9 protein-coding genes are annotated in these 25,733 nt (G+C 55.6%); 6 read left to right on the top strand and 3 right to left on the bottom strand.

Going from position 1 to position 25,733, the window contains the following annotated elements; all coding sequences use genetic code 11:
• Positions 1–133 precede the first annotated feature (133 nt).
• Positions 134–2,827 (bottom strand): EAL domain-containing protein, encoded by a 2,694-nt coding sequence (locus tag ACH518_RS10555; protein WP_445372871.1) that lies wholly within the window; start codon positions 2,825–2,827, stop codon positions 134–136.
• A gap of 339 nt (positions 2,828–3,166) precedes the next feature.
• A complete protein-coding gene (locus tag ACH518_RS10550) occupies positions 3,167–14,983 on the bottom strand; it encodes a putative Ig domain-containing protein (RefSeq protein ID WP_445372870.1) in 11,817 nt (3,938 codons plus the stop codon).
• A 269-nt stretch (positions 14,984–15,252) separates the two neighbouring features.
• On the opposite strand from ACH518_RS10550, the gene ACH518_RS10545 reads away from it, so the two are divergent.
• The 6 genes from ACH518_RS10545 to ACH518_RS10520 all read left to right on the top strand — a co-directional run bounded on the left by ACH518_RS10545 (position 15,253) and on the right by ACH518_RS10520 (position 23,871).
• Positions 15,253–16,125, top strand: a complete 873-nt coding sequence (locus tag ACH518_RS10545; protein ID WP_445372869.1) for an HDOD domain-containing protein — start codon at positions 15,253–15,255, stop codon at positions 16,123–16,125.
• Between the two features lie 7 nt (positions 16,126–16,132).
• On the top strand, positions 16,133–17,005 hold the full coding sequence (locus ACH518_RS10540; protein WP_445372868.1) for an HDOD domain-containing protein: 873 nt from the start codon (positions 16,133–16,135) through the stop codon (positions 17,003–17,005).
• Positions 17,002–18,750, top strand: a complete 1,749-nt coding sequence (locus ACH518_RS10535) for an HlyD family efflux transporter periplasmic adaptor subunit (protein ID WP_445372867.1) — start codon at positions 17,002–17,004, stop codon at positions 18,748–18,750. The genes ACH518_RS10540 and ACH518_RS10535 overlap by 4 nt, the downstream gene beginning before the upstream one ends.
• A 21-nt stretch (positions 18,751–18,771) precedes the next feature.
• Positions 18,772–20,916, top strand: coding sequence for a hypothetical protein (locus ACH518_RS10530; RefSeq protein WP_445372866.1), 2,145 nt, complete (start codon positions 18,772–18,774; stop codon positions 20,914–20,916).
• Positions 20,909–22,906 (top strand): preprotein translocase subunit SecA, encoded by a 1,998-nt coding sequence (locus ACH518_RS10525; protein ID WP_445372865.1) that lies wholly within the window; start codon positions 20,909–20,911, stop codon positions 22,904–22,906. The genes ACH518_RS10530 and ACH518_RS10525 overlap by 8 nt, the downstream gene beginning before the upstream one ends.
• 83 nt (positions 22,907–22,989) lie before the next feature.
• Positions 22,990–23,871 (top strand): efflux RND transporter periplasmic adaptor subunit, encoded by an 882-nt coding sequence (locus ACH518_RS10520; protein WP_445372864.1) that lies wholly within the window; start codon positions 22,990–22,992, stop codon positions 23,869–23,871.
• 197 nt (positions 23,872–24,068) lie between these two features.
• On the opposite strand, the gene ACH518_RS10515 is transcribed toward ACH518_RS10520, so the two are convergent.
• On the bottom strand, positions 24,069–25,676 hold the full coding sequence (locus tag ACH518_RS10515) for a methyl-accepting chemotaxis protein (RefSeq protein ID WP_140914250.1): 1,608 nt from the start codon (positions 25,674–25,676) through the stop codon (positions 24,069–24,071).
• Positions 25,677–25,733 lie beyond the last annotated feature (57 nt).

Below are 25,733 nucleotides of genomic sequence, written 5' to 3'. Positions count from 1 at the left end.
TGTTGAAACAGGGTCGGGTAAGGAACTCATGGGCACCGAGATAAGCGCTCGTTCAATCCGGGCCAATCGCCGATTTTGAACGTCGTCTGTTGTCCAGAGCGGCCGAGCGATGTTAGCCGGTGAAATCAGGTGCCTACTTGGGCCGTCCTTTAGCCAACATGTGTATCACTTCCCCGGCAGGTACTGGTTGGCTGAGCAAATATCCCTGAATTTCGTCGCAACCGTAGTCGGCCAGAATATCGAACTGGCCCTGTGTTTCCACGCCTTCGGCAATCACGATCATACTCATTGAGTGGGCAATGTTAATCAACATCTTGACGATTTTTTGATCATTCTCGTCGTGGCATAGATCTTTGATAAAAGAGCGATCGATTTTGAGGTTATCGACCGGCAAATTTTTCAGATAGCTGAGAGAGGAATAACCCGTGCCAAAATCATCAATCGATATTGCAATTCCTCTACTGCTGAGCCGCTTTAGCGAGGTCAATGCCGCCTGAAAGTTACTCATCAGGGTAGTTTCGGTTACTTCTAATTCCAGTTGCCGCGGCGAAATCTGATACTCCGCAATGATGGCAAAAACCCTGTCAACAAAATCGTCTTGCTTTAGTTGCACCGGGGATAAATTCACCGCAATACAAAGGTCCGAATATCCCAGTTCGCTCCAATACTTCAACTTTTCGCACGCGGCTCGGATCACCCATTCTCCAATCGCGACAATCAAACCCCGCTGCTCGGCAAAATCGATAAACTCGAACGGCGCCAATAGCCCACGGCTAGGGTGCCGCCAACGAATCAAAGCTTCCACCCCGACAATGGTTTTGTTGGCGATGTCCATTTTCGGTTGATAGAACAACTCCCATTCCTGGTTTTGAATCGCGTTGCGTATCTCCTTATCCAGACGCAAATGCCGGATCGACAAATCCTGCATGTGGTTGTCGAAAAACTGGAAACCGGTTTCGGATGTTGTCTTTTTGCAAAAGGTTTTCGCGACAATCGCGTTGTTGATTAAGCTGTCTACCGTACTGGCATCGGCGGGATATACGCTGATGCCGACGTGACTGGTAAGGTAAATACTGGTTTGATCGACTTCGATCGCCGTCGCCAAGGCCGCCATCAAGCGCTCGACCATCCAAGTGATGACCTCTTTATTGGGCAACTCGGGGATCAAGACCGCAAACACGTCCCCACCGATCCGAGAGAGCGTTAGCCGCGAGATGTCATCGCTTTTTCTGAAGGTAGAATTCAGCCGATTGGCAACTTCTTGCAAAATATGGTCGCCGGCAACATTCCCCAAGGATGCGTTAATCATGCCGAACATACCGATATCGACCACGAATATCGCCGCCAAATGACTATAGCGTTGCCCCCGCTCGATGACTTGGCGCACCCGGTCGTAGAACAAAACCTGATTGGGCAAACCGGTCAGTTGGTCATAGTGCTTGGAATAATCGAGTTCGCTGGAAATCTGCGACGCGATCAGTTCCAGTTCGTCGACACGGGATTGCAACTCGGAAACGGTGCCGCTTGTTAAAGCGGTATCGTTGCCGGTAGCCGGCTGGCTCTCTGGGAGAGGCGTTTCCGGTTTCGCATTTTCGGAAAACTGATTTTTTAACTGCCAGCGCACGACTCTGTTTCTACCGGATTCCTTGGCAACATAGAGCGCCTCGTCGGCAAACTTGTTCAATTCCGCCGGATCGATCGGTTTATCGACAATGCCGGCCACCCCCAGGCTGGCGGTAACCCAGGGTCCATTTTCGAAACGGGCGGCCGATTCAGCCTTAATCCGCAGACGAATACGCTCTGCAACCGTAACGGCCTCCTGCACGCTCAAACCGGGCAACACCAGGCAAAATTCCTCGCCGCCATAGCGCCCCACCAAGTCGACCTTGCGGGTATTGGTGGTCAGCACCTCGGCCAGCAGCTTGATGACCACATCTCCGGTCGCATGGCCGTAGTTGTCGTTTACCGCCTTGAAGTGATCAATGTCCACCATGACGCAAGACAGCTCAAGGTCGTTTTGTAAGGCTTCGTTAAAGGATTTATCGAAAAGTTCGAAAAAAGCGCGACGGTTCAAGCAGCCAGTCAGCGAATCGCGGGTCGCGAGAAAATGCAATTCCTTATTCTGCTGTTGGACTTGCGCCTGACTCTCTTCAAGCCTGTTGACCATGGTCTGTAGTCGACTGTTACGCTCCTCCAACTCCGTAATATCGTCGAGTGTTATCAACACGCCTTGCGCGGTATCGTTCCCACCCCAAATCGGCGAGGCGTTGATCGCAAATTTAAAGCTTTCGCCGTTGGGATTCACCAACTTCAGATGAGCGCCTTTGGAACTTTTCCCTGATTTCAGCACGGTTTGCCAAGGTAAATAAACCTCGGAGTCGGTTTCATCCGCACTTTTCCAATTCAGTTTGGAAGCATTTTTGCCGAGTAAGGCACCGATAGGACTGCCGATCTTCTGCAGCAGCGAGCGATTCGCCAGAACAATTTGCTGCCGCTCGTCGATGATAATGACCCCCTCTGCCAGCGTATCGAAAGCCGCGTTGACCCGATCCGGAATCACGGCACTCGGATCAAGCATTTTTAAAGTTCTGAGCATGAACGCCAGATAAATAAAGAAGCCGACGACCAGAAAAAATATCGCTATTTTAAAGCTGGGGTGTTCAAGAAAATCCGATAACGACTCACCGGATATCGGTACAAATTTAAATTCGATTTCGCCCCACTTTTCAGAATTTCGATAAATTGGAACCACCAAATAAGTCGAGGTCGATTTTTGACTATCGTAATCGCGCCACTCCTGACTATGGCCCCCAGTTTGAAAAATCAATTCTCCATTCTGGAGCCGAATACCGGAAGATAAAATATCGGAATTACGCTTAATCAATAAATTGAGCATCCTCTCTATTTTTTGAGGATCTTGATCAGCAGCCAAAGTGGAAAACTGAATCGCCAAAGACTCGCTAACATGCTTGCGCGATTCTAATAGAAATTTAGACTTATCAGGCATAAACCCCAGCATTTCCGCTGCAAATAACAAGCAGATTGCCAGCATTACCAATGCAAAACTTATTCGCATTGCCGGCAACAAAACGCCAATGGTATTTTTTACTGAATCCATGATATTAAAAAAACTACGGCAAAATACTAAACCCAAATAAATCGATACTTATTTATCGCTATCTTCCGAGTCGGCCGGGTTTGATGATTGATCTTTTTTGCTTCCGGCTACAGAATCCGAATCTTTCCTGGCGGATCTTAGAACCGGCAAAGGATCAAACCGTTTTAACAACGGCACGGTAGACATAAAGCTCGCCATCAGCGATCCTGCGCGTAGTATCCAGCTCACAAAACCGGCAGTCAGGCTCGCGCTAGTACCCAGTATGATTTTAACGTTTACCGGGTTAGCATCCGCAACGGCGTCAGGATCGCTCATCTGCTGGCGAATGTGATCCAATCTATTCCAAAACTCTATTTCCTCTTGTTCGGACAGGACAGATTCGGTATCGATGCTGTATTGCTCCAAAGCGGCGTTTTTTAATTGAAAGTTCTGTTTTCTGACGCTATCGCGACGCTGTTCCTGCAATAGATTATCCGGCACATAACCTGATAACTTGACATTACTTTTGTCAACTTCCGATGAGCCTTGATCCACCGAAACTAAAATATCAACATTATTTATCCCTTCAATCTCGTTATTGACTATTTGACTAACAGCAACACTTTCGCCAAAAACATTATTAACTTGATCGAAAATAGCGACGGAACTTAGAACTTTATCGCCTACAGACTGCTCGGTTTGATCTTTACGATCCGAACCATTTGTCTGATTGTATCTAATTATTTCACGAAAACCGTTTGTGTTATCGTCACTACTTGAGTAGGTAATTTCGGCATTCACCAGGTTAGAACTCGCGCCGCCATCGTTGACGGTGACGCTGAAATTCGGAACCACCTCATTGCCGTCGTCGACAAATTGCACTTGGCCGGCAGCCAACTGGACGCTACTGAAGCTGGTGACGCTGGCACCGGGGTTACCGGTCAATTGGAAGTAACCGCCGCTGACGCTGGAGACTGTGTAAGTGAAGCTGGCGCTATCAGGGTCGCTGACGCCGAAATTGGCGGCACTCAGCGTAACGGTCTGGCCTTGGCTCAAGGTCAGTGTCGCGCTACCGATGACTGGCGCATCGTTGACGCCGGTATAGTTGATCGTCGCGGCCACGGTATTGGATTCCAACGCGCCATCATTGACCGTAACACTGAAGCTCGGCGCCACTTCATTGCCATCGTCGACAAACTGAATTTGAGCGGAGGCTAGCTGGGCGGTTGTGAAGCTGGTGATGGCGACACCTGGATTACTGGCTATTTGGAAATAACCGCCGCTAACATTGCTCACAATATAGCTAAAACTGGTGTTATCCGGATCACTGACGCCAAAGTTGGATACAGCAAGAGTCACAGTCTGACCTTCGCTTAACGTCATATCGGCACTGCTTAGAACCGGGGCATTGTCGTTGACATTGGTCACGGCAATGCTGAAGGTCTGACTGTTGGTCGAGCCATCCGAACTGGTCGCCAGCACCGTGATGCTATGGCTGGTGGCGGTCTCGTAATCCAGCAAGCTGCCGTCGGCCACGGTGACGACACCGGTCGTGCTGTCGATGGCGAAGCGGCCGCCGGCATTGTCGCTGAGGCTGTAACTGATCGAGGCACCGGCATCGGCATCGCTCGCCAGGGCGGTAATGCCGACGACCGTGCCATTGGCGGCGTTCTCACTGATTGTATTGAGAGCAGTATCGCTGTCGGTGATGATGCTGACCGGATTGTCGTTGACATTGGTCACGGCGATGCTGAAGGTCTGACTGTTGGTGGAACCGTCCGAACTGGTTGCCAGTATCGTAATGCTGTGGCTGGTCGCCGTTTCGTAATCCAACAAACTGCCGTCGGCGACGGTGACGACACCCGTGCTGCTGTCGATGGCGAAGCGGCCGCCGGCATCGTCGGTCAGGCTGTAGCTGATGGTGGTGCCACTATCGGCATCGGTCGCCAGGGCGGTGATGCCGACCACGGTGCCGTTGGCGGCGTTCTCCGCCACGCTGTTGATCGTGGCGTTGCTGTCCGTGAGGGTGCCGACCGGGTTGTCGTTGAGGTTGCTGAGATTGATCGTAAAGCTTTCAGTATTGGTCGAACCATCCGAACTGGTCGCCAGCACCGTGATGCTGTGGCTGGTGGCGGTCTCGTAATCCAGCAAGCTGCCGTCGGCCACGGTGACGACACCGGTGCTGCTGTCGATGGCAAAGCGGCCGCCGGCATCGTCGCTGAGGCTGTAACTGATGGTCGCGCCGCTGTCGGCGTCGGTCGCCAGAGCCGTAACGCCGACGACCGTGCCGTTGGCGGCGTTTTCAGTCACGCTGTTGACCGTGGCGTTGCTATCAGTGATGGTGCTGACAGTGTTGTCGTTTAGGTTGATGACCGTCAAAGTAGCGGCCTGACTGCTGCTGAACGTGCCGTCGCTGGCCACGACGTTGAAACTGTAGCTGGTTTTGCTTTCGTAATCCGCCGCGGCGTTGAGGGTCACTTCGCCGGTGGTGGCGTCGATGCTCAGCAAGGCCGCGTCAGCTCCACTCAGACTCCAGCTCAGGCTATCCCCGTCGGCATCGCTGCCGCTGGCGGTGTAAACCACCGTGTTGACGGTGCTGTTCTCATTCACGCTGGCGCTGCTGCCGGAGCTGATCACCGGGGTATTGTCGTTGACGGCCGTGTAATTGATCGTAGCGGCCAGAGTATTGGAGTCGAGGGCGCCATCATTGACCGTGACACTGAAACTCGGCGCGACCTCGTTGCCATCGTCAACGAACTGCACCAGACCGCCGGTCAGATCCGCGCTGCTGAATCTGGTGACACTGACACCGGCATTGCCGCTCAACTGGAAGTAACCGCCTGTAACACCGCTGACCGTGTAGATGAAGCTGGTGTTGTCAGGATCGCTGATGCTGAAGTTGGCACCTGTCAGCGTGACGGTCTGGCCTTCGTTCAGTGTGAGCGATGCACCGGTAATGACTGGTGCGTCGTTGACTGGGGTGACGTTGATCAGCACCGAATCGGTATTACTGGTGCCGCCATCACCATCGGTCACCACCATCTCCACCGTGCGTTGTAAGCCGCTGGGGTTCTCGCTGACATTGCGGAAACTCACACGATTCGCGACCGCCTGCACGGCGGACGCATCGGCATTCGCGGTAAATGATACCACCAACGAGCTTCCTGCCCCTGCTCCGCCCACCGTGGTAGCAACCAAATTTCCATCAATGAAAACATTGGCGTTGACGACTTGGACCTGGCCGGGGCCGCTTCCTTGGGTGACTAAAAAGAGTCGGTCATCCGCTGTGCCATTGCCCGATATAGTCGCTGTCAAGGTCCCGCCAGCGAAATCGGACGAGTCAACATCAGCCAGCGTGGCGCTGCTGCCAATCCTGACATGGGAGGCCCCCTCCACAAAATTAAATACGGTGTTAGTCAGATTCAGAACCGGCGCATCGTTGACATTAGTCACGGTCAGGGTGAAATCGTCGTAAACCGTGGCACCGTTGTTGTCGGTAGCCGTGACGCGTACGCTGATCGAGCCCACGTCGGCATTGGCGGGAGTGCCGGAGAAAGTCTGCGTGGCTGCATTGAACGTCAGCCAGTTCGGCAGTGCCGAGCCATCGGCCAAGGTCGCGGTATAGCTCAGTGCATCGCCGACATCGACATCGGCGAAGGTGTTGGCCGAAACCTGGAACGAGAAGGCGCTGTCTTCGCTGGCGTTCTGATCGGCGATGGGGTTGGCCACGGTTGGTGCGTCGTTGCTGTTGGCGACGGTAATCGTGAAGTCATCGAACACGCTGGCGTTGCTGCTGTCGGTGACGGTGACGCGGACGCTGATGCTGCCGACGTCAGCGTTCAACGGTGTGCCGCTGAAGGTTCGGTTAACCGGGTTGAAGGCGAGCCAACTCGGCAGCGCGGAGCCATCCGCCAGCGTGGCGCTGTAGCTCAAGCTATCTCCCGCATCGATATCGGCAAAGCTATTGGCCGGAACCTGGAACGAGAAGGCGCTGTCTTCGGTGACGTTCTGATCGGCGATGGCGTTCGCTAGGGTCGGTGCGTCGTTGATGCTTGAAACCGTGCATGTCACCGTTGCAATTTCATAGGAATAGGCATGATCGTAATCGTTGATCGATGCATTGCCATAGGATGCGGCAAGATTTGAGGATGCAGTATCCGTCGTTTGATCCCAGCCGCGAATTTGAAGTTGGGCTACCTCTGCACCGGAACCGTTCGGGACATACCGAACTTGGGTATTACTTTCCAAGAGCAAGGCATGGGTGTTGGATACCGCACCAAAGTCGTTCCAGCTTACGCCGTCAGTCGAATACTCCCAACTGCCACTACCCGTCTTCGCGATGACCGCCATACCCTTCACAGAACTGCCATCCGCATCACTATATCCGACTGAACCGACAGGTCCGTTCATGATTAAGGTATTGACGCTAATCCCTGCGGAAGCGGTGTCTTCATCGGTGCCGAACGGATAATTACCTGCCCAGGTGACATGAGGCGCGTCGTTGACAGAGGTGTAGTTCACCGTGGCTGCCAGGGTGTTGGAATCCAAAACGCCATCACTCGCGGTCACGCTGAAACTAGGCGCGACTTCGTTGCCGTCATCGACGAACTGGACTTGTCCAGCGCCGAGTTGGGCGGTGGTGAAACTGGTAACGGCGACGCCGGGATTGGTTTTCAGCTGGAAATAGCCACCCGAGATGCTGCTGAGCGTGTAGGTAAAACTGCTGTTATCCGGATCGGTCACGCCGAAGTTGGCCGCCGTCAGGGTGACGGTTTGGCCCTCGTTCAAGGTGAGGCTGGCGCTGGTCAACACCGGGGCATCGTTGACCGGATTAACCGTCAGCGCAACGGTCGCGGTCTCGGTGGTAACCCCGGATGTCACGGTATAGCTGAAGCTGGTCGCGCCGTTGCTGTTGGTGGTGGGCGTGAAGGTCAAGGTGCCGTTGGCATTAAGTGCGACGCTGCCGCCGGTGATGGCGAGCGTTTGGCCGCTACTGACGCTGGTGCCGTCGATAGCCGAAATATAGCGGCCGGCATTTTCAAAGGTATCGTTAGCCAGCGGGTTGAAGGTCACCGGGGTATCTTCATTGGTGGTAACGCTGTCGTTAACGATATCGGCAACGGCCGAGATTGAACCGCTGATGGTATCGCTATCCGACAAGGCGCCGCCGCTGCCGGAATTGCCGTTGTCCGTGGTCACGACGGTAAAAGAAACCGCGCCGTTATAGTCAGCCGTTGCGGTGAACACCGGCGCGGTGGCCGCCGAGGCAAAATAGGCGTTGATCGACGCCACATCGCCGGACAATACCAAAGTATTGGTGCCGCTACCGCTTACCGTCACACCGGAGGCGGAGGTTGCGGAAAGCACACCGGCGCCGGCGCTGACCGATAGAGTGGTCGTCATGGTACCCGAGCCGCTGTCGGCATCGGCGATCACCACCGAGCCCAGCAATTGAATCACCGAGTCTTCAGGCACAATGGTGCCATCGCCGTAAACGGTATTGACCGGTGCATCGTTGACCGCCGTGATGTTGATCGTGGCTACATCAAAACCGGTCAGTGCGCCGCCTGAGCCGGTGTTGCCCTGGTCGTTGACGCTCAGGGTCAAGGTATCGGTGGCCGGCGGGGTATCGGAATTGATGATATAGCTCAGCGATCCGCTGGCATTCCCGGCCAGCAGATTGTTGATTTGGCTGAGGCTGCCGGTCAAAGTGATTGAACTGGTGCCGGAGCCGGACACGGTCACCCCCGTCGTGCCGGCGCTGGCTGTCAAGGTGCCGGATACCACCGATAGGGTTGCCTGCACGCTGGAACTACCGGCATCGACATCGGCGATACTCAGCCCGGTACCGTGTAGAGTTAGGCTGGTTTGTTCGGTAGCGCTGTAGTTGCTCGGAGTGATCGTTGCCGTCGGCGCGTCGTTGACCGCCGCCACCGAGACGTTGCGCGTTGCGGTGTTGCTTGATGTCGTGCCGTCGGTGACACTGAAACTCACGGTACGGCTGGCGGTGGACGGCGCATCGCTGGTGTTTTGATAGGTCACCGAACGCAGTGCGGTCTGATATTGAGCGACGGTGGCCGTTCCGGATAAGGTCAGCGTGCCGGTAGTAGCATTCCAACTGCCGGTGATGCCGTTTTGATCGCTGAATGCCAGCACGTCTTGTCCGGACGCGTAATTGCCGGTGATTTGCACCGTGGCGCCGGTCAGGTTGGCGTTGTCGGCATCGTTCAAAGCCAGGGTCGCGGTTATCACCGTGGCGTTACCGTTCTCGGTATAGCTCAATGTCGTGGCTTCGATGGCCGATAGCACTGGCGCATCGTTGACATTGGCCACGCTAAGGGCGAAATCGTCGTAAACCGTGGCACCGTTGCTGTCAGTAGCGGTGACGCGGACACTGAGCGAGCCCACGTCGGCATTGGCGGGTGTGCCGGAGAAGGTCCGCGTGGCTGCATTGAACGACAGCCAAGCCGGCAGCGCCGAACCATCGGCTAAAGTCGCGGTATAGCTCAGCGCATCGCCGACATCAACATCGGCGAAGCTGTTGGCCGGGACCTGGAACGAGAAGGCACTGTCCTCGCTGGCGCTTTGGTCGGCGATGGGATTGACGACCGTCGGTGCATCGTTGACAGCATTGACCGTGATCGCCGCTGTATCCGAGTCCACACTGAAGGCGGTGGTGCCGCCCGTATCATTGCTAGGGGTCAACACCTGTACATTGTCTATATAAAGCCGATTTTCGTCGCCGGTAGCGGAGACGTAAAAACGAACTCTGGTATTGGAGACTGCATGGGCTGAAATATCAAGGCTGAATGTTCCACTTCCGGAATTCAAAGATGACGAGAACGTCCCTCCAGCCAGTGTCGTATAGCTACTGCCACCATTACTGGAGACTTGCACGACGATCGTGTCGCCACTTCCGAGTGAGTTGACGTAATCGAATCTCAGTAATGCTGAACTGGCTCCACTGAGATCGACTTCACGATAAATATTGTCACCAACCGTACGTGCGCGGATTTCCAGATCACCCGCCGAGCGCACCAAAATTCGACCACCAGATGCTCCGCCACCATTGCTGTCCGTTTCGACCCAATTGCTGCGCCATTGGGTTGTGCCATTGTTGTTGCTGTATGAAACGGTGCTGAATTGATCGGACGCGGTGCCGTCGGCAATATTCGTTCTGCCTCCGTTGATCCCCGTTGTTTGATCCCAGGCGTGAAAGGTAATTGCTTGGGCAATGGTGCCGGTAAAGTTGGCGTTGGGCTGAAAGTAAAGCCGTGTGGCTGAATCGGCCGCCAGCAACAGCGCGTTCGAGCCGCTTACCGCACCAAGGGCATTCCATGTTGTTCCATTGTCAGTCGAATAAAACCAAAGCCCATTGGTTGTGTCCGCAGCGGTAATGGCGATACCGGTTTTGGCACCGGCGTCTGCATCGAACACGTTGTCGACCTGTCCCGCTGGCGATGCGAAGTCGACGAGGTCGGACACCAGCGTGCCGACGGCACCCGCCGGATAACCGGCGTCCTCGGTTTGAGGATTCAGCGCGGGGCTGCTACCTGCATCAAGCTTGGGCGCGTCATTGACCGCCGTGATGTTAATCGTGGCGACATCAAAACCAGTCAGCACACCGCCCGAGCCGGTGTTACCCTGGTCGTTAACGCTCAGAGTTAAGGTATCGGTGGCGGGTGGCGTATCGGAATTGATGATATAGCTCAACGAACCACTGGCATTACCGGCCAGCAGATTGTTGATTTGGCTTAGGCTGCCGGTCAAAGTGATTGAACCGGTGCCGGAGCCGGACACGGTCACCCCCGTCGTGCCGGCGCCGGCCGTCAACGTGCCGGATACCACCGATAGGGTTGCCTGCACGCTGGAACTACCGGCATCGACATCCGCGATACTCAGCCCCGTGCCGTGCAGGGTCAGGCTGATTTGTTCGGTGGCGCTGTAGCTGGCAGGGCTAATCGTTGCCGTCGGCGCGTCGTTGACCGGATTGACGGTGATAACCTGAGTCGCGGTTGCTACCAGCCCACCACCGGTTCCGGTATTGCCTAAATCATTGAGTGTAAATTGCATACCGCCCGGCCCACTGTAGTTGGGGTCTGGCATGTAATCGATGTTATCCAGGGCAGTGTTGATGGCCGCTAGAGTGCCACGGAACGTCATTGTGGTATCCGCTGCGCCATCGCCAACAGAAAATGTCAATCCGACCAACCCGCCTAAAGTGACTGTGCCGTTAGTAGCGGAAATCGTCATCTCCAGATTAGAGGAACCGGCATCAGCATCAGAGATCGTAATGGCATTACCAATCCAAGCCGAAAAACGCTTTACGACGTCTTCATCGGTGGTTCTGGCGCTAACGACATTAATAACCGGCGCATCGTTCACGGCGGTAATATTTACCGTGGTGCTGCCGGTTGCGGTCAGCGCCCCGCCGCTGCCCTGCGCGCTGGCGTTGGCGTCGCTGAAGGTCCAGTCGATTTGCACGCTGGCTGGCGGGGTGTCGCTCCAGTTCCAATAGACGGTGTTGCGCATCAAGGTGTTGACCCGGGCATTGGTCGCATTGGCGCCGAAGGTGATGTCCATCTGGCCGCCGGTAAAGGTGTAGGTGCCGACCTGGACCCCGCTGACATACACATTGGCACCGCTGACCGTCACGGTGATGCCGTCAAAAGCCAAGGCATCATCGGCGTTGGCGCCACCATGGCGGGCCAAAGTGAGGGTAGAGCCGCTGAAATTATCGGCGACCGACAACTCGGAATCGAACAGGCTGACATCGGCATCGAGGACCACCGCCGAACCGTTTTCGATAAAGGTAGGCGAGCCGTTCAGGTTACTGAATACCGGGGCATCATTCACAGCAACGCCGGTCATGGCTTTGGTGCCGGTCACGGCCGCCAGCACGCCGTCACTGATGCTGGTGGCGATAGTGAAATTGCTGTTGAAGTTGCTTGCCGGGGTAAAGGTCAGGCCGGCCAACAAGGTGTTGACGTCGGCGACGGCGCCGCTGGCGGTCCAAACACCGGTAGCGGCGTTGTAGGTTGAGGTCACTGCGCCCGAGGTGCCGGTGTTCAAGCTGCCGGCAGCGGCATTGGATAAGGTCAAGGTGGCGGTAACGGTAGCGCTGTCGCCGCGGGTGATGACGATATCGGTCAGATTAAGCGCGGTATCCTCGGTATAGGTTTCCGATGCGTTGAGGTTGGTTGCCGTCGGTCCGTCAACCACGTTCGACAGGCTGACGGTATAGGTTTCTGAATAGCTGGCACCCAGGGAGTCGGTAACCTGCACGGTAATGGAGTGGCTGGTGGCGGCCTCGTAATTCAGCAAGGAACCGTCCGCTACCGTTAGCGTGCCATTGGTTGAGTTGATAGCAAAGCGTCCGCCGGCGCTGTCGGTCAGGCTGTAGCTGGGATTGGCGCTGGCATCGACATCGAAGCCCACCACCGTGCCAATCACGGTGCCGTTGGCGGCGTTCTCGGCTACGGTAAAGCCGCTGGTTTGTTGATACAGCGCCGCCACTTGACTGGCAGTCATGACGCCATTGGCGACGACGAAATTATCGATGGCACCATCAAACGCCGCGTCGGCGCCCCAATGCGATTTGCCGATGAAGTTATTGCTGCGAACCCCTGTCTCCAGCGCCACGCCGGTGGTGGAGGCCGCCAAGTTGCCGTTGACATACAGGTTCATGTTGCCGGAAGCATCCACCGTGGCGGCGAAATGCAGCCATGAGCCATTGGTGATGACACTATTGGCGGTGGCGCGATAAGTGTAAACGCCATTTTTTTCGATGGTGAAGGTCAGGTTGTTGGTGTTCCATTCCCGACCGACATAAACGTTGCCGATACCACCGCTGGTGGTTTGGCCGAAGTCGAACACCCGTTGCCAATCCCCGGTACTATCGAATTTCACCGAAGCGGCAAAGGTCATGGCGCCGCCGGTGGTAATCCCGACAATATCGCCATATTGTCCGGATGCCCCTCCCGCCAGGTCGAGTGCGCCGTTGCCGCTGGGGCCCATGGTCTGGCCCGGGTTACCGTATAAGGTCATCGGCGCGTTGTTGCCGGCGGCATCGCGTCCCAGATTGCTTGGGTTGGTGAATCCATAAACGCCGATTAGACTCGATTCGGCTACACCGCTAATGGCGTAGAGATCGCTGGGCGCGTCGTTGACGGCGGTAATCGAGATAGTCCTTGTAGCAGCGGCACTGGCATTGGAACCGTCATTCACGACAAACGAGACCGTCCGGGTCGCGGTATTGGGCGCGTCGGATGAGTTTGTGTAGGTAATACTGCGCAGCGCGGTTTGGTAATTGGCGACGGTCGCGTTGCCGGTCAGCGTTAGAATCCCGGTGCTGGCGTTCCAACTACCGGTAATGCCGTTTTGATTGGTAAACGCCAACGTATCTTGACCGCTAACAAAACCGGAGGAAATGCTGACTGTTGCTCTGGAGAGATGCGTGCTATCAATATCCGAGACCGTCAGGGCGCTATCGATCACGGTTGCTGCAGCATTCTCGGTATAGGCCAGCGACCCGCCGCTGGTGGTGATCGTTGGCGCCGAGGCCGATGCTGCCTTGATCGACACCGCCGCGATTTCCCATTGGGCGGAAGACGAAAAGCTGCCGCTCATTACTACAGAGGCAGCTCCGGCCTCGGAAGTCGAGCCACCAGTCAACACGGCGTTTTGCCTTTGCCACAGAAGTGTTTGACCACTTCCCACAGCTCCGCCGCTAGGTATCCCTTGCCAATATTGAGCGTCGATCACCAGATCCCCAGTGGCGCTGGCTGCCGTTACGGAAGACGTGGTCCCCGTACCGCTAGCACCGACAAACCCGTAATAGGCGGTAGATTGAGCAACGCCGTTGTAAGTTGTCGCACCGGCGGCCACGCCGGTCGTGCCTGACAAGGAAACCACTATATTAGCGGAGCCTACCGTGGGATTTACCAAAGACCAAATTTCCACGGCGTGGTTGACGGCACTTCTGCCTACCTGCGTTAAGGCGACGCCGCCGTAAGTCACGCTGTTGACGCTGACGTTCGGGTCGTCGAGCGCAATTTGCACGAACAACGCCCGGTCGGTCCCGGTCGCAACACCGTGCGACCAAGTCAGACTGTTGGTGCCGGTCGAATTGGTCGAGGAAATGGAACCGTTTGCAGTCACCGCCATCAACCCGGTCCAATCGGTTTGCTCTGTCGCACTAACAGCGACCTGGCTTTCAATGGCGCCGGTTTGATATTCCAGCTGCCAATCGCCACCCAAATCCGCGCTGCCGGTAGCATCCTCCGATGCGGCGATTTCGGTATTGGTAATCCCGGCCAAATAGTCGACAAAGCTCTGCCCGAACTGGGTTTCCGCGACATTACAGCCGTAGAGCAGGATGTCGCCGTTTTGATTGAACGAATCGCCCCAGGCGCTGATGTCGGTTTGGTTCCGAATTAAGGTGTCGAAATTGAGTTGGCTGTTACCCAAATCCAGGCTGCCGTCGCTACCGTGAGAGATGATGTGTACCGCATCCAGGTTGTCCCGCTCGGCCAGAACTTGGCTGATTTGTTGGATCCCGTCACTGTTGCTGTCCAGCGCAATGATTTCCAGGTTGCGGTCGGAGACATCGCTGCTTTTGATATCGTTGAGCAGCGTCTGGTAGCCGTCCACGCGGGTGTCGACAAATACGATTTCATTGCGGGGAGCTTGATTGCCGGAATTCTGTGCCGGCGGCTGTTGGGTTTCCGCGACCGGCGCCGGATTGGCATTGGCATAGACCGCGTTCGGGTCCAGCATCGGCTCGGTGAGCAGACCTTCGACGCCGGCAGAAAACAATTGCCGGGCTTCCAACTCCTCCAGAATCGGTTTGGAATGATAATGTGTTTGACGCAATTTCGAATGCATAGTCCCAAACTCACGCCGGTAGACTGAAAATAGCCGGCACCATCAATGTCCGGCTGCCGAGATATAGGCAGAGTTTAGCCGTTCCGGCAGATTCAGTCTGTGATTGAGACGAGTAATCGGTAACCTAACCGCATGGCCCGCCACTTTGCCGACCCGGCCTTGGCTCTTGCCCGGCAATGGCCCTCCCCGTCTTGGCAACCGCATCGGCACAGTTTCCCGTTTACCCTCTATACTCTGGATCGACTGTTTAATGCCCGTGTTGGAGAATTATGTTGCTTAAACCCGTCGCCCCCGCCTCTGAAGCCAGCGCGATTGAGAAAATATTAGAGGAAATCAAAGGCTTGATTTCCCTGCCGGAGATTTACCAAAGACTCAGAACCTTGATCGACGATCCGAAGTCCGATATCGACCAGTTTGTCGAGGTGGTAAGTTCCGACCCCAATTTGACGGTCGCCGTACTTAAAGTCGCCAACAGCGCTTTTTTTGGCTTTCCCGGAAAAATCGGCAGCCTCAATCAAGCCGTCAGTATGTTGGGTATCGGCCAATTGCATGATTTGGTCTTGGCAACCTCCGCGATCGGCTCCTTGCAACTGCCTAACGAAATCGTGCCATTGAAAGCATTCTGGCGTTTCAGCTTGTTCTCGGCGGTATTGACCCGATTATTGGCACGTCATTTAAAAATCCCCCAAGGCGAGCGTTTGTTTGTGATCGGTTTGCTTCACGAAATCGGTCATTTGGTGATCTATGCCAAGTTACCGGAACTGGCCAAACGCGCGTTGGAAAGCGCCCGATCCGGCCAACGGCAACTGCACTTGGTCGAGGAACAGTTGTTAGGAATGCATTACGGCGAAATTGGCGCCAAGCTAATGGCTCAATGGCAATTGCCGGGACATTTTCAGAATATCGTTCATTACCAACCCACTCCGGATCACGCGGAAACCTACCGTAAGGAAACCGCGTTGCTGCATCTGGTACACCGTTGTGCCGAAAGAGCTGTTTTCGCTCGCGCCGGGCTAACGCAAACGGGCGATGAAACCGCCACCGCCCTGCAGGATTTAGGGCTCACTGCGGAACAACTGGAAGAAGCCATCGAACGGACCCGGGAAGTCTGCAGGGAGATGGAAAAGGTTATGTTGAACTAAATCCGACATGAGAGCCGAACAGCGTTTTCTATGCGATCTGGCCGAGAGGATTTCCATGCCTGAGGTCTATCTGAAAATCCGGGTTTTACTGGAAAAACCCGGCGCAAGAATCGACGATTACGTTAAAGCCTTGCAAACCGACCCGATGTTAGCCATCCGGATGATCCGCATCGCCAACAGTGAGTTCTTCGGCTTCAAGCGCCAGGCCGCAGACCTTGACGAGGCGATCAGCCTGATTGGTACCATTCAACTCCATGATTTGTTGTTGAGCAGCTTATGCATGCGCACCTTTTGCAATATGCCCAGCCCGGTACTGGATTTACGCCAGTTCTGGCGACAGGCCATCGAATCGGGGATTGCCTGCCAAACTATCGCCAGACTCAGTCACGTCCCGGCTGGAAACCGTTTTTTTACGCTGGGCCTGTTACTTGAAATCGGTCATGCCGCCATGTTCGTCAAAGCACCGGAGCAAGCTCTCGAAGCATTGCTAACCAGCCGCGACCAGGGGCTGCCGATTGACGCCCAAGAGCGCAAAATATTCGGTTTTGATTATTGCCAGCTCGGAGCGGAGCTGACGCGGCTTTGGCATTTGCCGGAAGTCTATTCGCACATTATCGGCCACTACCTGCATCCTGAACTCAGCGCACCGCCCTACCGGAACGAGACTTATCTGATCTACTTCGCCCAACAACTTTTCAACGCACCGGAGCATTTTTCGAAAACCCTTGCAGCCGTGCCACTCAAAGATGACCAATTTGGCCCGATTCCGGCAAATGCCAAAGACGTGGTGGCGCAAGAAATAGCCCAGCACCTCGATGAGGTATATCAAATGCTCTGCCCACTGAATTTCGTTGCGAATCAGGGAGCTTCAGCGCCATGAGTAACCGCTTCGCTCAGCAATGGTTGAACATCCTGTGCCAACAGGTAGCGGACACGCAGGCCGCCGCCCTGATGGCGCTGGAGCCCGGCACCAAAAAAATGCGACCCGTGGCGAAATGGCTTGCGGATGGCGCGACGCCGGGCGATCTGTCGCCGATTTGCCAGCGCGCACTCGCGACGAATCAACCCGCTAGCATCATTGATGCGCTGCAGCCGGACGAAACGCGTTGCGACTTTTTCGCCATGCCGGTCGTGGTAGGCTCTGCGTTATTGGGCGTAATCGCCCTCAAGTTGCAACACTCAGCCGTGGAGCGTCAGCAAGCTGTTTTCGACACGTTGCAGCAAAGCGTGCAATGGTGGCAATTGGCTCAGGGCCAATCACAGTTCAGCGACGATTTTTACGCCGCGGTCGTCAACCTGCTGGCCGGCTGCATGGAGCAGAACAGCTACCCTGAAGTTCTGATCCGGCTGGCGACGGAACTGGCGCAGACCTTGGATTGCGAGCGGGTGGCCATTGGCGAATTTCACGACAATTACACCAAGGTCGTCGCTATTTCGCACAACGCACAGCTCGACCCGCAGACGAATCTGCTGCAAAAGATCGCTGATGCGATGGATGAAGCGATCGAGCAGGATAGCATCGTGGTGGTGCCCAACACCGTTTCGGCCATCATTCAACGCGCTCACCTGGAAGTGGCGAGAAAGTACGGTTACGGTTCGTTATTGACCCTACCTATGCTGCATTGCGGCGAATTCATCGGCGCGGTCACACTCTTGCGTAGCGAACAGCGCCCCTTCGACAGCCGTAGCGTCCGCCTGTGCGAACAGGCGCTGGCTTTGATCGCGCCCTACATGGCGCTCAAAAAAATCGACGAGCAGGCCTTGACCACCAAGATGGGCGTCAGTCTGAAGCAAGGCCTGAAAGAATTTTTCGGATTAAAGGGATTGGCGCTCAAGCTCACCGGCGTTGGTCTGCTGGTGTTTCTGCTGCTTGCCTCGATACTGCGCGGCGATTTTCGGGTGACGGCCGACGCCGTGCTGGAGGGCAAAATTCAACGTGTGGTCGCGGCGCCAATTTCCGGATTTTTGCAATCGGCCGCGGTACGCGCCGGCGATACGGTACGCCAGGGCGAAGTCATGGCAAGCCTAGACGATGCCGAACTGCAGTTGGAATTGAATAAGCTGGACGGCCAATTACAGAAGTTCCGCCGCGAATACCGCGAAGCATTGTCCAGCGGCGATCTGGTCAAGGTACGGGTGATTAGCGCTCAAATCGATCAGGCCGACGCGGAAATGGAACTTACCCGTCAGCAATTGCAAAAGATCGTCTTGACCGCCCCTTTCGATGGGGTAGTGATCGAGGGCGATTTGAGCCAAAAACTGGGATCGCCGGTGGATCGCGGCAGCACCTTGTTCAAAATCGCGCCGCTGGAGGGTTACCGCATCATCCTCAAAGTCGATGAAAGCGCAATTTCGTATGTGCGCGAAGGTCAAAAGGGTTCGTTAGTGCTGGCAAGCATGCCGAGTCAAACGTTTAGCCTGGTGGTCCAAAAAATCACCGCCGTGGCGAAGACCGATAGCGGAAGAAACATATTCCGCGTCGAAGCCAGTCTGGAAAACGCCCCCGAGCTGTTAAGGCCCGGCATGGAAGGCGTCGGCAAAATCGAGACTGGCCGCGCCAGCTGGTTATGGATTTGGAGTCACGAAATGCTGGCTTGGTTACGTCTGTGGATTTGGTCCTGGTGATCGCGCCGAAGAGGTTCAGCCGTGTCAGATAATATGTTCAGCCCACATTGGTACCGCGTCGCCAAGCTCAGGCCCAGGCTGCACAGCCATATCGAGATTCATCGCCATGAGTATCGGGGGCTGATCTGGTACATCCTGGAAGACACCAACACCGGCCGCCATCAACGCTTCAATAGCCTGGCCTATCAATTCATCGGCCTGTTGGACGGCAAACTCAGCGTGCAGGAAATTGCCGATGCGCTGAACCACCAATTAGGCGACTATGCACCGAGCCAGCAGGACATCGTGCAGTTGCTCGGCCAGTTGCATCAGGCCGATTTGATGCAAACCGAAGCCCTGGTTAACACCGAAGAACTGTTCGAGCGCCAAGCCCGGCTGAATCAAACCAAGCTCAATCAACGTCTGCTGAACCCGCTGTCATTGAAATTGGCGCTGTGGGATCCGGACGAGTTTCTCGCCAGACACGCAGCCAAGGCCGCCATTTTATTCAATGCAAAATTCGGCTTGGTCTGGTTGCTGGTTGTTTTCGCCGCGCTGTTGCAAGCCGCCGCCAATTCGGCGGCAATCGCTCACCACCTGGAACTGAATGCGTTAGCTCCTTATAACGTTTTGATTCTGTTCTTACTTTACCCACTGATCAAAATTGCGCATGAATTCGGCCACGGTTTTGCGATGAAACTGAAGGGTGGCGAAGTCCATGAGATGGGCATCAATTTCTTACTGTTCATGCCGGTACCCTATGTCAATGTCTCCGCGGCGAACCATTTGCGAAACAAATTCGATCGGATTCTGATCAGTGCTGCCGGTATTTTGGTGGAATCGTTTCTGGCGGCACTGGGTTTGTTTTTATTTCTGGGCAGCGAAATCGGGGTAGTCCAGGATATCGGCTTCAACGTGATGCTGACCGGGGGTGTTTCATCGTTATTCTTTAATGGCAATCCGCTCCTAAAGTACGATGGCTATTACGTCCTGGCAGACGCGCTCGGCATTCCGAATCTCTACCAGCGTTCGAGCCGAATTTGGCCGTATTTTTTCCAGCGCTATCTATTCGATTTGCGCCAGGTGGCTTCGCCGGCTTCGGCACCGGGAGAAACCGCCTGGTTCGTCGTCTATAGCTTGGCTTCGTTGAGTTACCGGCTTTCGATGCTATGGTTTGTCGGCATTTATTTGACCGAAAAATTCTTTGCCCTGGGAATAGTCGTCGCCTCCGCTATGGCACTATTCCAAATCGGCTGGCCTTTGTTCAGGGCGGTAAAATTCGTTTTGACCAGCCCATCCCTCGGCCGAAAGAAACAAAAAACACTGCTGACCGCCGCCGGCTTGGCCACGGGCTTGATATTACTTATCGGCGTTGTGCCGATTCCGCATTACACGCTGGCGGAAGGCGTCGTATGGCTGCCGGATGAAGCCCAAATCAAAGTCGAACAAGATGGTTTTGTCGGCGAACTACTGGTCAAACCCAATCAATTGGTCAATCAAGGCGACGCGCTGCTCTACCTGCATGACGATGCGTTAGAAGCAAAGACCAAAATCGCCCGTGCCAGGGTCGCCGAATTGCAAAGTCAATATCGGGCCGAGAGAGAAGCGGATTTAGTCAAAGCCGAAATTCTGAAAGAATCGCTGCGGGTTGCCGAATCGGAACTGGATCATTTGAACGCAAAGTCCAATGCCATGATCGTCACTGCCGCAAAATCCGGATACATCCTGTTGCCGGATGGCGATGATCTGCCGGGCAGTTTTTTAAAACACGGCGAACCGATCGGCTACATTCTGGATTCGCAGGCCCCGACGATCCGGATGGCGGTACCCCAGGACGATATCGGCCTGATTCGCCAACGCGTCCCGCAAATCAGCGTCCGCTTGGCCAGCGAACCGTTTCGGGAATACCCTGCCACCATCATCCGCTTGGCGCCGGAGGCGACGAATACCCTGCCCAGCCCGGCATTGGCAACCACCAGCGGCGGCAGAATTCGGGTCAACTCGCAAGACGAGCAAGCAATGCAAACCCTGCAGAAAATCTTTTTGGTCGACTTGGATTTTTCGGCGCCGACGAATCTGCCGATAGGCACTCGCGCCTACGTGCGGATCAATCATGGTGGCGAAGCGATTGCGGCCCAGCTTTATCGGCGCATCCGCCAAGTCTTTTTGAGGCAATTCAGTGTCTGAGTCAGTCATGCGCCCCGGAGTGCGCTACGGCAGTTACCCGCAAAAGCCGGAAAGCCGCTTGACAGACTTCGAGCAGGGCGCGGCGGTTCTGATCGACAAAATACGTAAACGGCTGGGGCGCGAGCGTTACAGCCAAGCGTACATTGTCAGCCGGGTAAAGCAGCACGAAACCCACTTGAGCCACTTCAACGAGCAACAACTCACGCTGGCGATTCTGGAGTTACGCGAGGAACTGCATAAGCACGGCCTGACCGAACGGCTGATCGTGCGAGCGTTTGCCGTGATTCGCGAGACCGCTGCACGCACCTTGAATAAAAGACACTTCGATGTGCAGCTATTTGGCGGCTGGTTGATGATCAACGGCATGTTGGCGGAAATGGAAACCGGCGAGGGTAAAACCCTGACCGCGACCCTACCGGCCTGTACCGCTGCATTAGCGGGCATCCCGGTCCATGTGATCACGGCAAACGATTATTTGGCCGCTCGCGACGCCGAGATTTTGCAGCCGCTCTACCTGCGTCTTGGACTGAAATCCGGCGCGGTGGTCGACGGCATGGAACTGGAACAGCGCCGAAAAACTTATAGCTTGCCGATCGTACACACCACTAACAAGCAGATTGCCTTCGACTACCTGCGCGATCGGATCGAAATGGGGGAAGACACCGGACCGTTGAAATTTCAGTTTCGGCAAATCCAGCGGGAATTAAAGCAAGCGCAATCCGGCCCGCTCATCTTGCGCGGTTTATGCTTTGCCATCATCGATGAAGCGGACAGCGTATTGATCGACGAAGCCAAAACTCCGCTGATCATCACCCAAACCAAGCCGAACGCAGAATCGCCCGAGACTTACGGCGACGCCTTGTATGTCGCCTCATCGCTGTTCATCAACGAAGACTTTGTCATGATTCCCAAAACCCGGGACATCGAACTGACACCGCACGGCGAAAACACCATCGCAGACTTAGTGGTCGGCTTAGGCCCCGTCTGGAAAAACAAACGCTGGCGGGAAGCGATGATCAAGCAGGCCTTGCTTGCCGAATATTGCTTCAAACGCAACAAACACTACATTGTGAAAGACAACAAGATCCAAATCATCGATGAGTTTACCGGCCGAGTCATGCCCGACCGAGCCTGGGAACAGGGCTTGCAACAAATGATAGAAGCCAAGGAGGGCTATCTGATCTCCGAACAACGCGAGCCATTGGCACGGATCAGTTATCAACGCTTTTTCAGCCGTTATCTGAAACTGGCGGGGACGTCGGGTACGGTGCGGGAAGTCGCTGCGGAAATGCACCGCGTTTACGGTATCCATACCGTGAAAGTGCCAACCCACCGCCCATCGACCAGATTACTCCTCGCCGAACGGGTTTATGCCACAACGACGGCCAAACAACAGGCATTCTTGCAACGGGTCAGCAGCTTGCACCAGCAGGGCCGGCCGATCTTGGTTGGAACCGGCTCGGTGGCCGAATCGTTGGAAGTCAGCGCCTGGCTGAATCGGCTAAATCTGCCGCACCGGGTACTGAATGCCGAGCAAGATAAACACGAAGCGGAGATCGTAGCCCATGCCGGCCAGCTAAATGCCATCACCGTGGCAACCAATATGGCGGGGCGCGGCACCGACATTGGGCTGGGCCTGGGCGTGGCGGAACTGGGCGGGTTGCACGTGATCTCGCTTCACTGCAACGAATCCCGCCGGATCGACCGCCAACTTTACGGCCGTTGCGCGCGCCAGGGCGATCCAGGCAGCTGCGAAGCCATTCTGTCCCTTGAAGACCCCACCCTGCAGGAGTTTTATTCCTCTGCTATGCTCAGGGTCTTAGCGGGCTGGACCGCTGCAGCCGAACCTTTGCCGGCTTTTTTGGGAAAAATGGTGTTACGCATACCCCAATTGGTCAAGGAACGGCAACAGCGCCTGGTTCGAAAACGATTAATGCATCAGGACAAACATTTGGCCCGCATCCTGGCATTCTCCGGCAAATTCGAATAACGGCCGTAGCCTGCTGCCGGCGTTTTTGCTAAAAAGCGGCATCTGCAACCCAATCAGGCCAATCGCCACACCTTTTAAACGACATGAGTAGAATCAACCGGCTATTCTTAATCTGCGCAGTACCAGGGCTCCTTCTCAATCGTGCTGACGTCTCCGCCGCCAACCTGGACTGCATGGTCAAACCGGAAATGTATGTGGAGTTGAGCAGCCCGGTGGCCGGAATCGTGGAGACCTTGCTAGTCGATAAAGGCGACCGCGTCAGCCGAGGTCAGGCGGTCGTGCAATTGGAGGCCTCGGTGGAACGAGCAAAATTCAATCAGGCCAAGGCCGATGCCGAAACCAACAGCGATTTGCGCAACCAGAAAGTGAAATTGGATTACGCCACGCGGAATCGAACCCGTTATCGCAGTCTGTTCACCACCAATGTTATTTCTCAAATCGAAAAAGATAAGGTCGAAACCGAAGTCGCGTTGGCGGAAATCGAACTAAAAAAAGCCACCGAGCGTAAAAATTCGGCGGCGCTGGCCTTGGAACTGGCCAAAGCTCAGCTTGAAGTGAAAACCATCAAAAGCCCAATCGACGGCGTGGTTATCGAACGCTATGCCATGCCGGGCGAATCGGTAAGCGATCGCGCCATCATGAAATTAGCCCAAGTGAATCCGTTGCGCGTCGAATTGATTGCCCCTACCGAATACTTCGGTTTGATTCAGCCTGGCCTGGAAGTGGAAGTGCGGCCTGAATTGCCGGCCAAGAAAGTCGTGAAAGCAACCGTCACCAAAGTCGACCCATTAATCGATCCGGCCAGCGGCAGTTTCACCGTGCGCATGACGCTACCCAATCCCGACGACGAACTGGTTGGCGGCGTCAATTGCATCGCCAGTTTCGGGTTCGAAGCCCCTAAGGTCGCCACCAACCCGCCGCCGGCAACCACCGGCATGGCAGGGCATTTGCCGACCAAGCGCTGATTGTCGCTCTCCGCCAGATGCTGAGACCGCGCGAGTCGGCTGTTCCTGGCGACAGCCGATACTCCCACTGAGCAACAATCCAACACCGTTTGAGCTTCAACGGCGGCCCGGAGGGGACTCCCGCAACTCAGCGAGAGCCCAAACCGCAGATTCCCAAGCCTGCAACCGAATCCGAAGCCATTTCCGCAAGCGGAGCGCTAGCGTTTAAATTGCCCGACCAACTGGTTCAACTGCCCGGCCAGTTTCACCAGTTCGCCAATCGCAGCGTTGGTTTGCTCGGCATCGCGCGAGGTACGTTCGGTTAGTTGGCCGATGTTGCCGACGCTCTGGCCGACATGCTGCGCCATCCGGCTTTGAATGTCGGCCGCTTCCGACATTTTCGAGTTCAGGTGGCGGATTTGGGTGACGCGCTCGGCGATGGTACTCAAACCCTGATCGGCGCTTTGTACCTGCTCGCGACGCTGCTCGGCACTGATTTTGGCCTTACTCATCACGTTCACCGCATCTTTGGCCTCGTGCTGCAGTTGCTCGATGATTTTATGGATTTCCTCGGTAGCCTGATGCGAACGGGTGGCGAGGGTCCGCACTTCGTCGGCAACCACGGCAAAGCCCCTGCCCTGCTCGCCGGCGCGCGCCGCTTCGATCGCCGCATTCAAGGCCAGCAGATTGGTCTGCTCGGCCAAACCTTTGATCACATCCAGCACCGCGCCGACGCCGTTGCTGCGTTGGTCCAGCCGTTTGATGACCTCGCTGGCCCGTTCGATTTCGTTGACCAAACCGTAGATGCCGTCGATCGCGTTTTTGGTGGTTGCCGCCCCCTGCGCTGCGTGCTGGTCGGCTTCGACCGACGCTTGCGCCGCACCGTTGGCACCGCTGCGGACTTCCCGCACCGAAGATTCCAACTCGTGGATCGCGCGCACCACCGATTCGGTCTCGCTCCGCTGCTGGCTGGCGGCCTGCGCGGTTTGACGGGCGACGTCGGCAATGCGATCGCTGGCCGTGGCCAATTGCTGGCTGACGGTCGAGACTTGTTCCAAGCTGTCGGCAAAATGCGCCAACATGGAATTGAACGATTCGCTGACCTGACCGATCTCGTCGCCCGATTCGACGACCAGGCGTTTACGCAAATCGGACTGGCCGGCAATGGCATTCACGGCGTTGCGCATCGCCACCAACGGATTGACGACGATCTTGCGCATCAACACGTTCACCAGCAACAGGCCGGCGGCAAACATCGCCAGCGAAATCGCCGACGCAGTAACCAGATGGCTGTTGATTTGCGCATCCAGATTGGCGAGCGAATACGAGACCCGGACCGCACCCAACACGGTACCTTCCGGCACCGCATGGCAGTTCAGACAATTGGTACCGCGAAAATCCGCGCTAGCCTTGATCGGTTCCAGCACCGTGATCAGCCGACCGGCATCGTTATTGCCGTAATCGGTAATGGCTTCTCCGGCCAATGCGCGCTGGTCCAGGCTATCGTTCGGGCGTTGCTCGGCTTTGCCGGGCCCGTAAGCATCGGTGATGGCCTTGCCTCGCAGCAGGCGGACTTCGGCGATGTCGGCACGGGCACGGGCCTTGTCGCGCAATACATCGCTCTGTGCCATGGCACCGGTCAACATCAAGGTATTCAGGCCGTCGAAATAACTGTTGGCGGTATCCTGCGCTCTGCCGGTCGCCAGACTGGCCACCATGTCTTTCTGCCGGTCGGCCATAAACAAGGTACTGACGAACATCAGCAACAGAAACACGCTGGCGATGCTGAGCAGGATTTTGGATTGGATCGTGGAATGGTTAGTCATGAAATATCGGCCGGCTGTTCTGAATTTAAGGGGACATCCAATTTCATTATCGGCCGC

This window comes from Methylomonas sp. HW2-6 (assembly GCF_052474525.1).
The sequence above is the reverse complement of the archived record's forward strand: the minus strand, read 5'-3'. Positions and strand labels throughout refer to the sequence as shown.

Excerpts from the sequence above, each read along its gene's own strand:
- ACH518_RS10520 (WP_445372864.1), top strand. The coding sequence starts at position 22,990 with ATGAGTAGAATCAACCGGCTATTCTTAATCTGCGCAGTACCAGGGCTC.
- ACH518_RS10540 (WP_445372868.1), top strand. The coding sequence starts at position 16,133 with ATGAGAGCCGAACAGCGTTTTCTATGCGATCTGGCCGAGAGGATTTCC.
- ACH518_RS10515 (WP_140914250.1), bottom strand. The coding sequence starts at position 25,676 with ATGACTAACCATTCCACGATCCAATCCAAAATCCTGCTCAGCATCGCC.
- ACH518_RS10545 (WP_445372869.1), top strand. The coding sequence starts at position 15,253 with ATGTTGCTTAAACCCGTCGCCCCCGCCTCTGAAGCCAGCGCGATTGAG.
- ACH518_RS10550 (WP_445372870.1), bottom strand. The coding sequence starts at position 14,983 with ATGCATTCGAAATTGCGTCAAACACATTATCATTCCAAACCGATTCTG.
- ACH518_RS10535 (WP_445372867.1), top strand. The coding sequence starts at position 17,002 with ATGAGTAACCGCTTCGCTCAGCAATGGTTGAACATCCTGTGCCAACAG.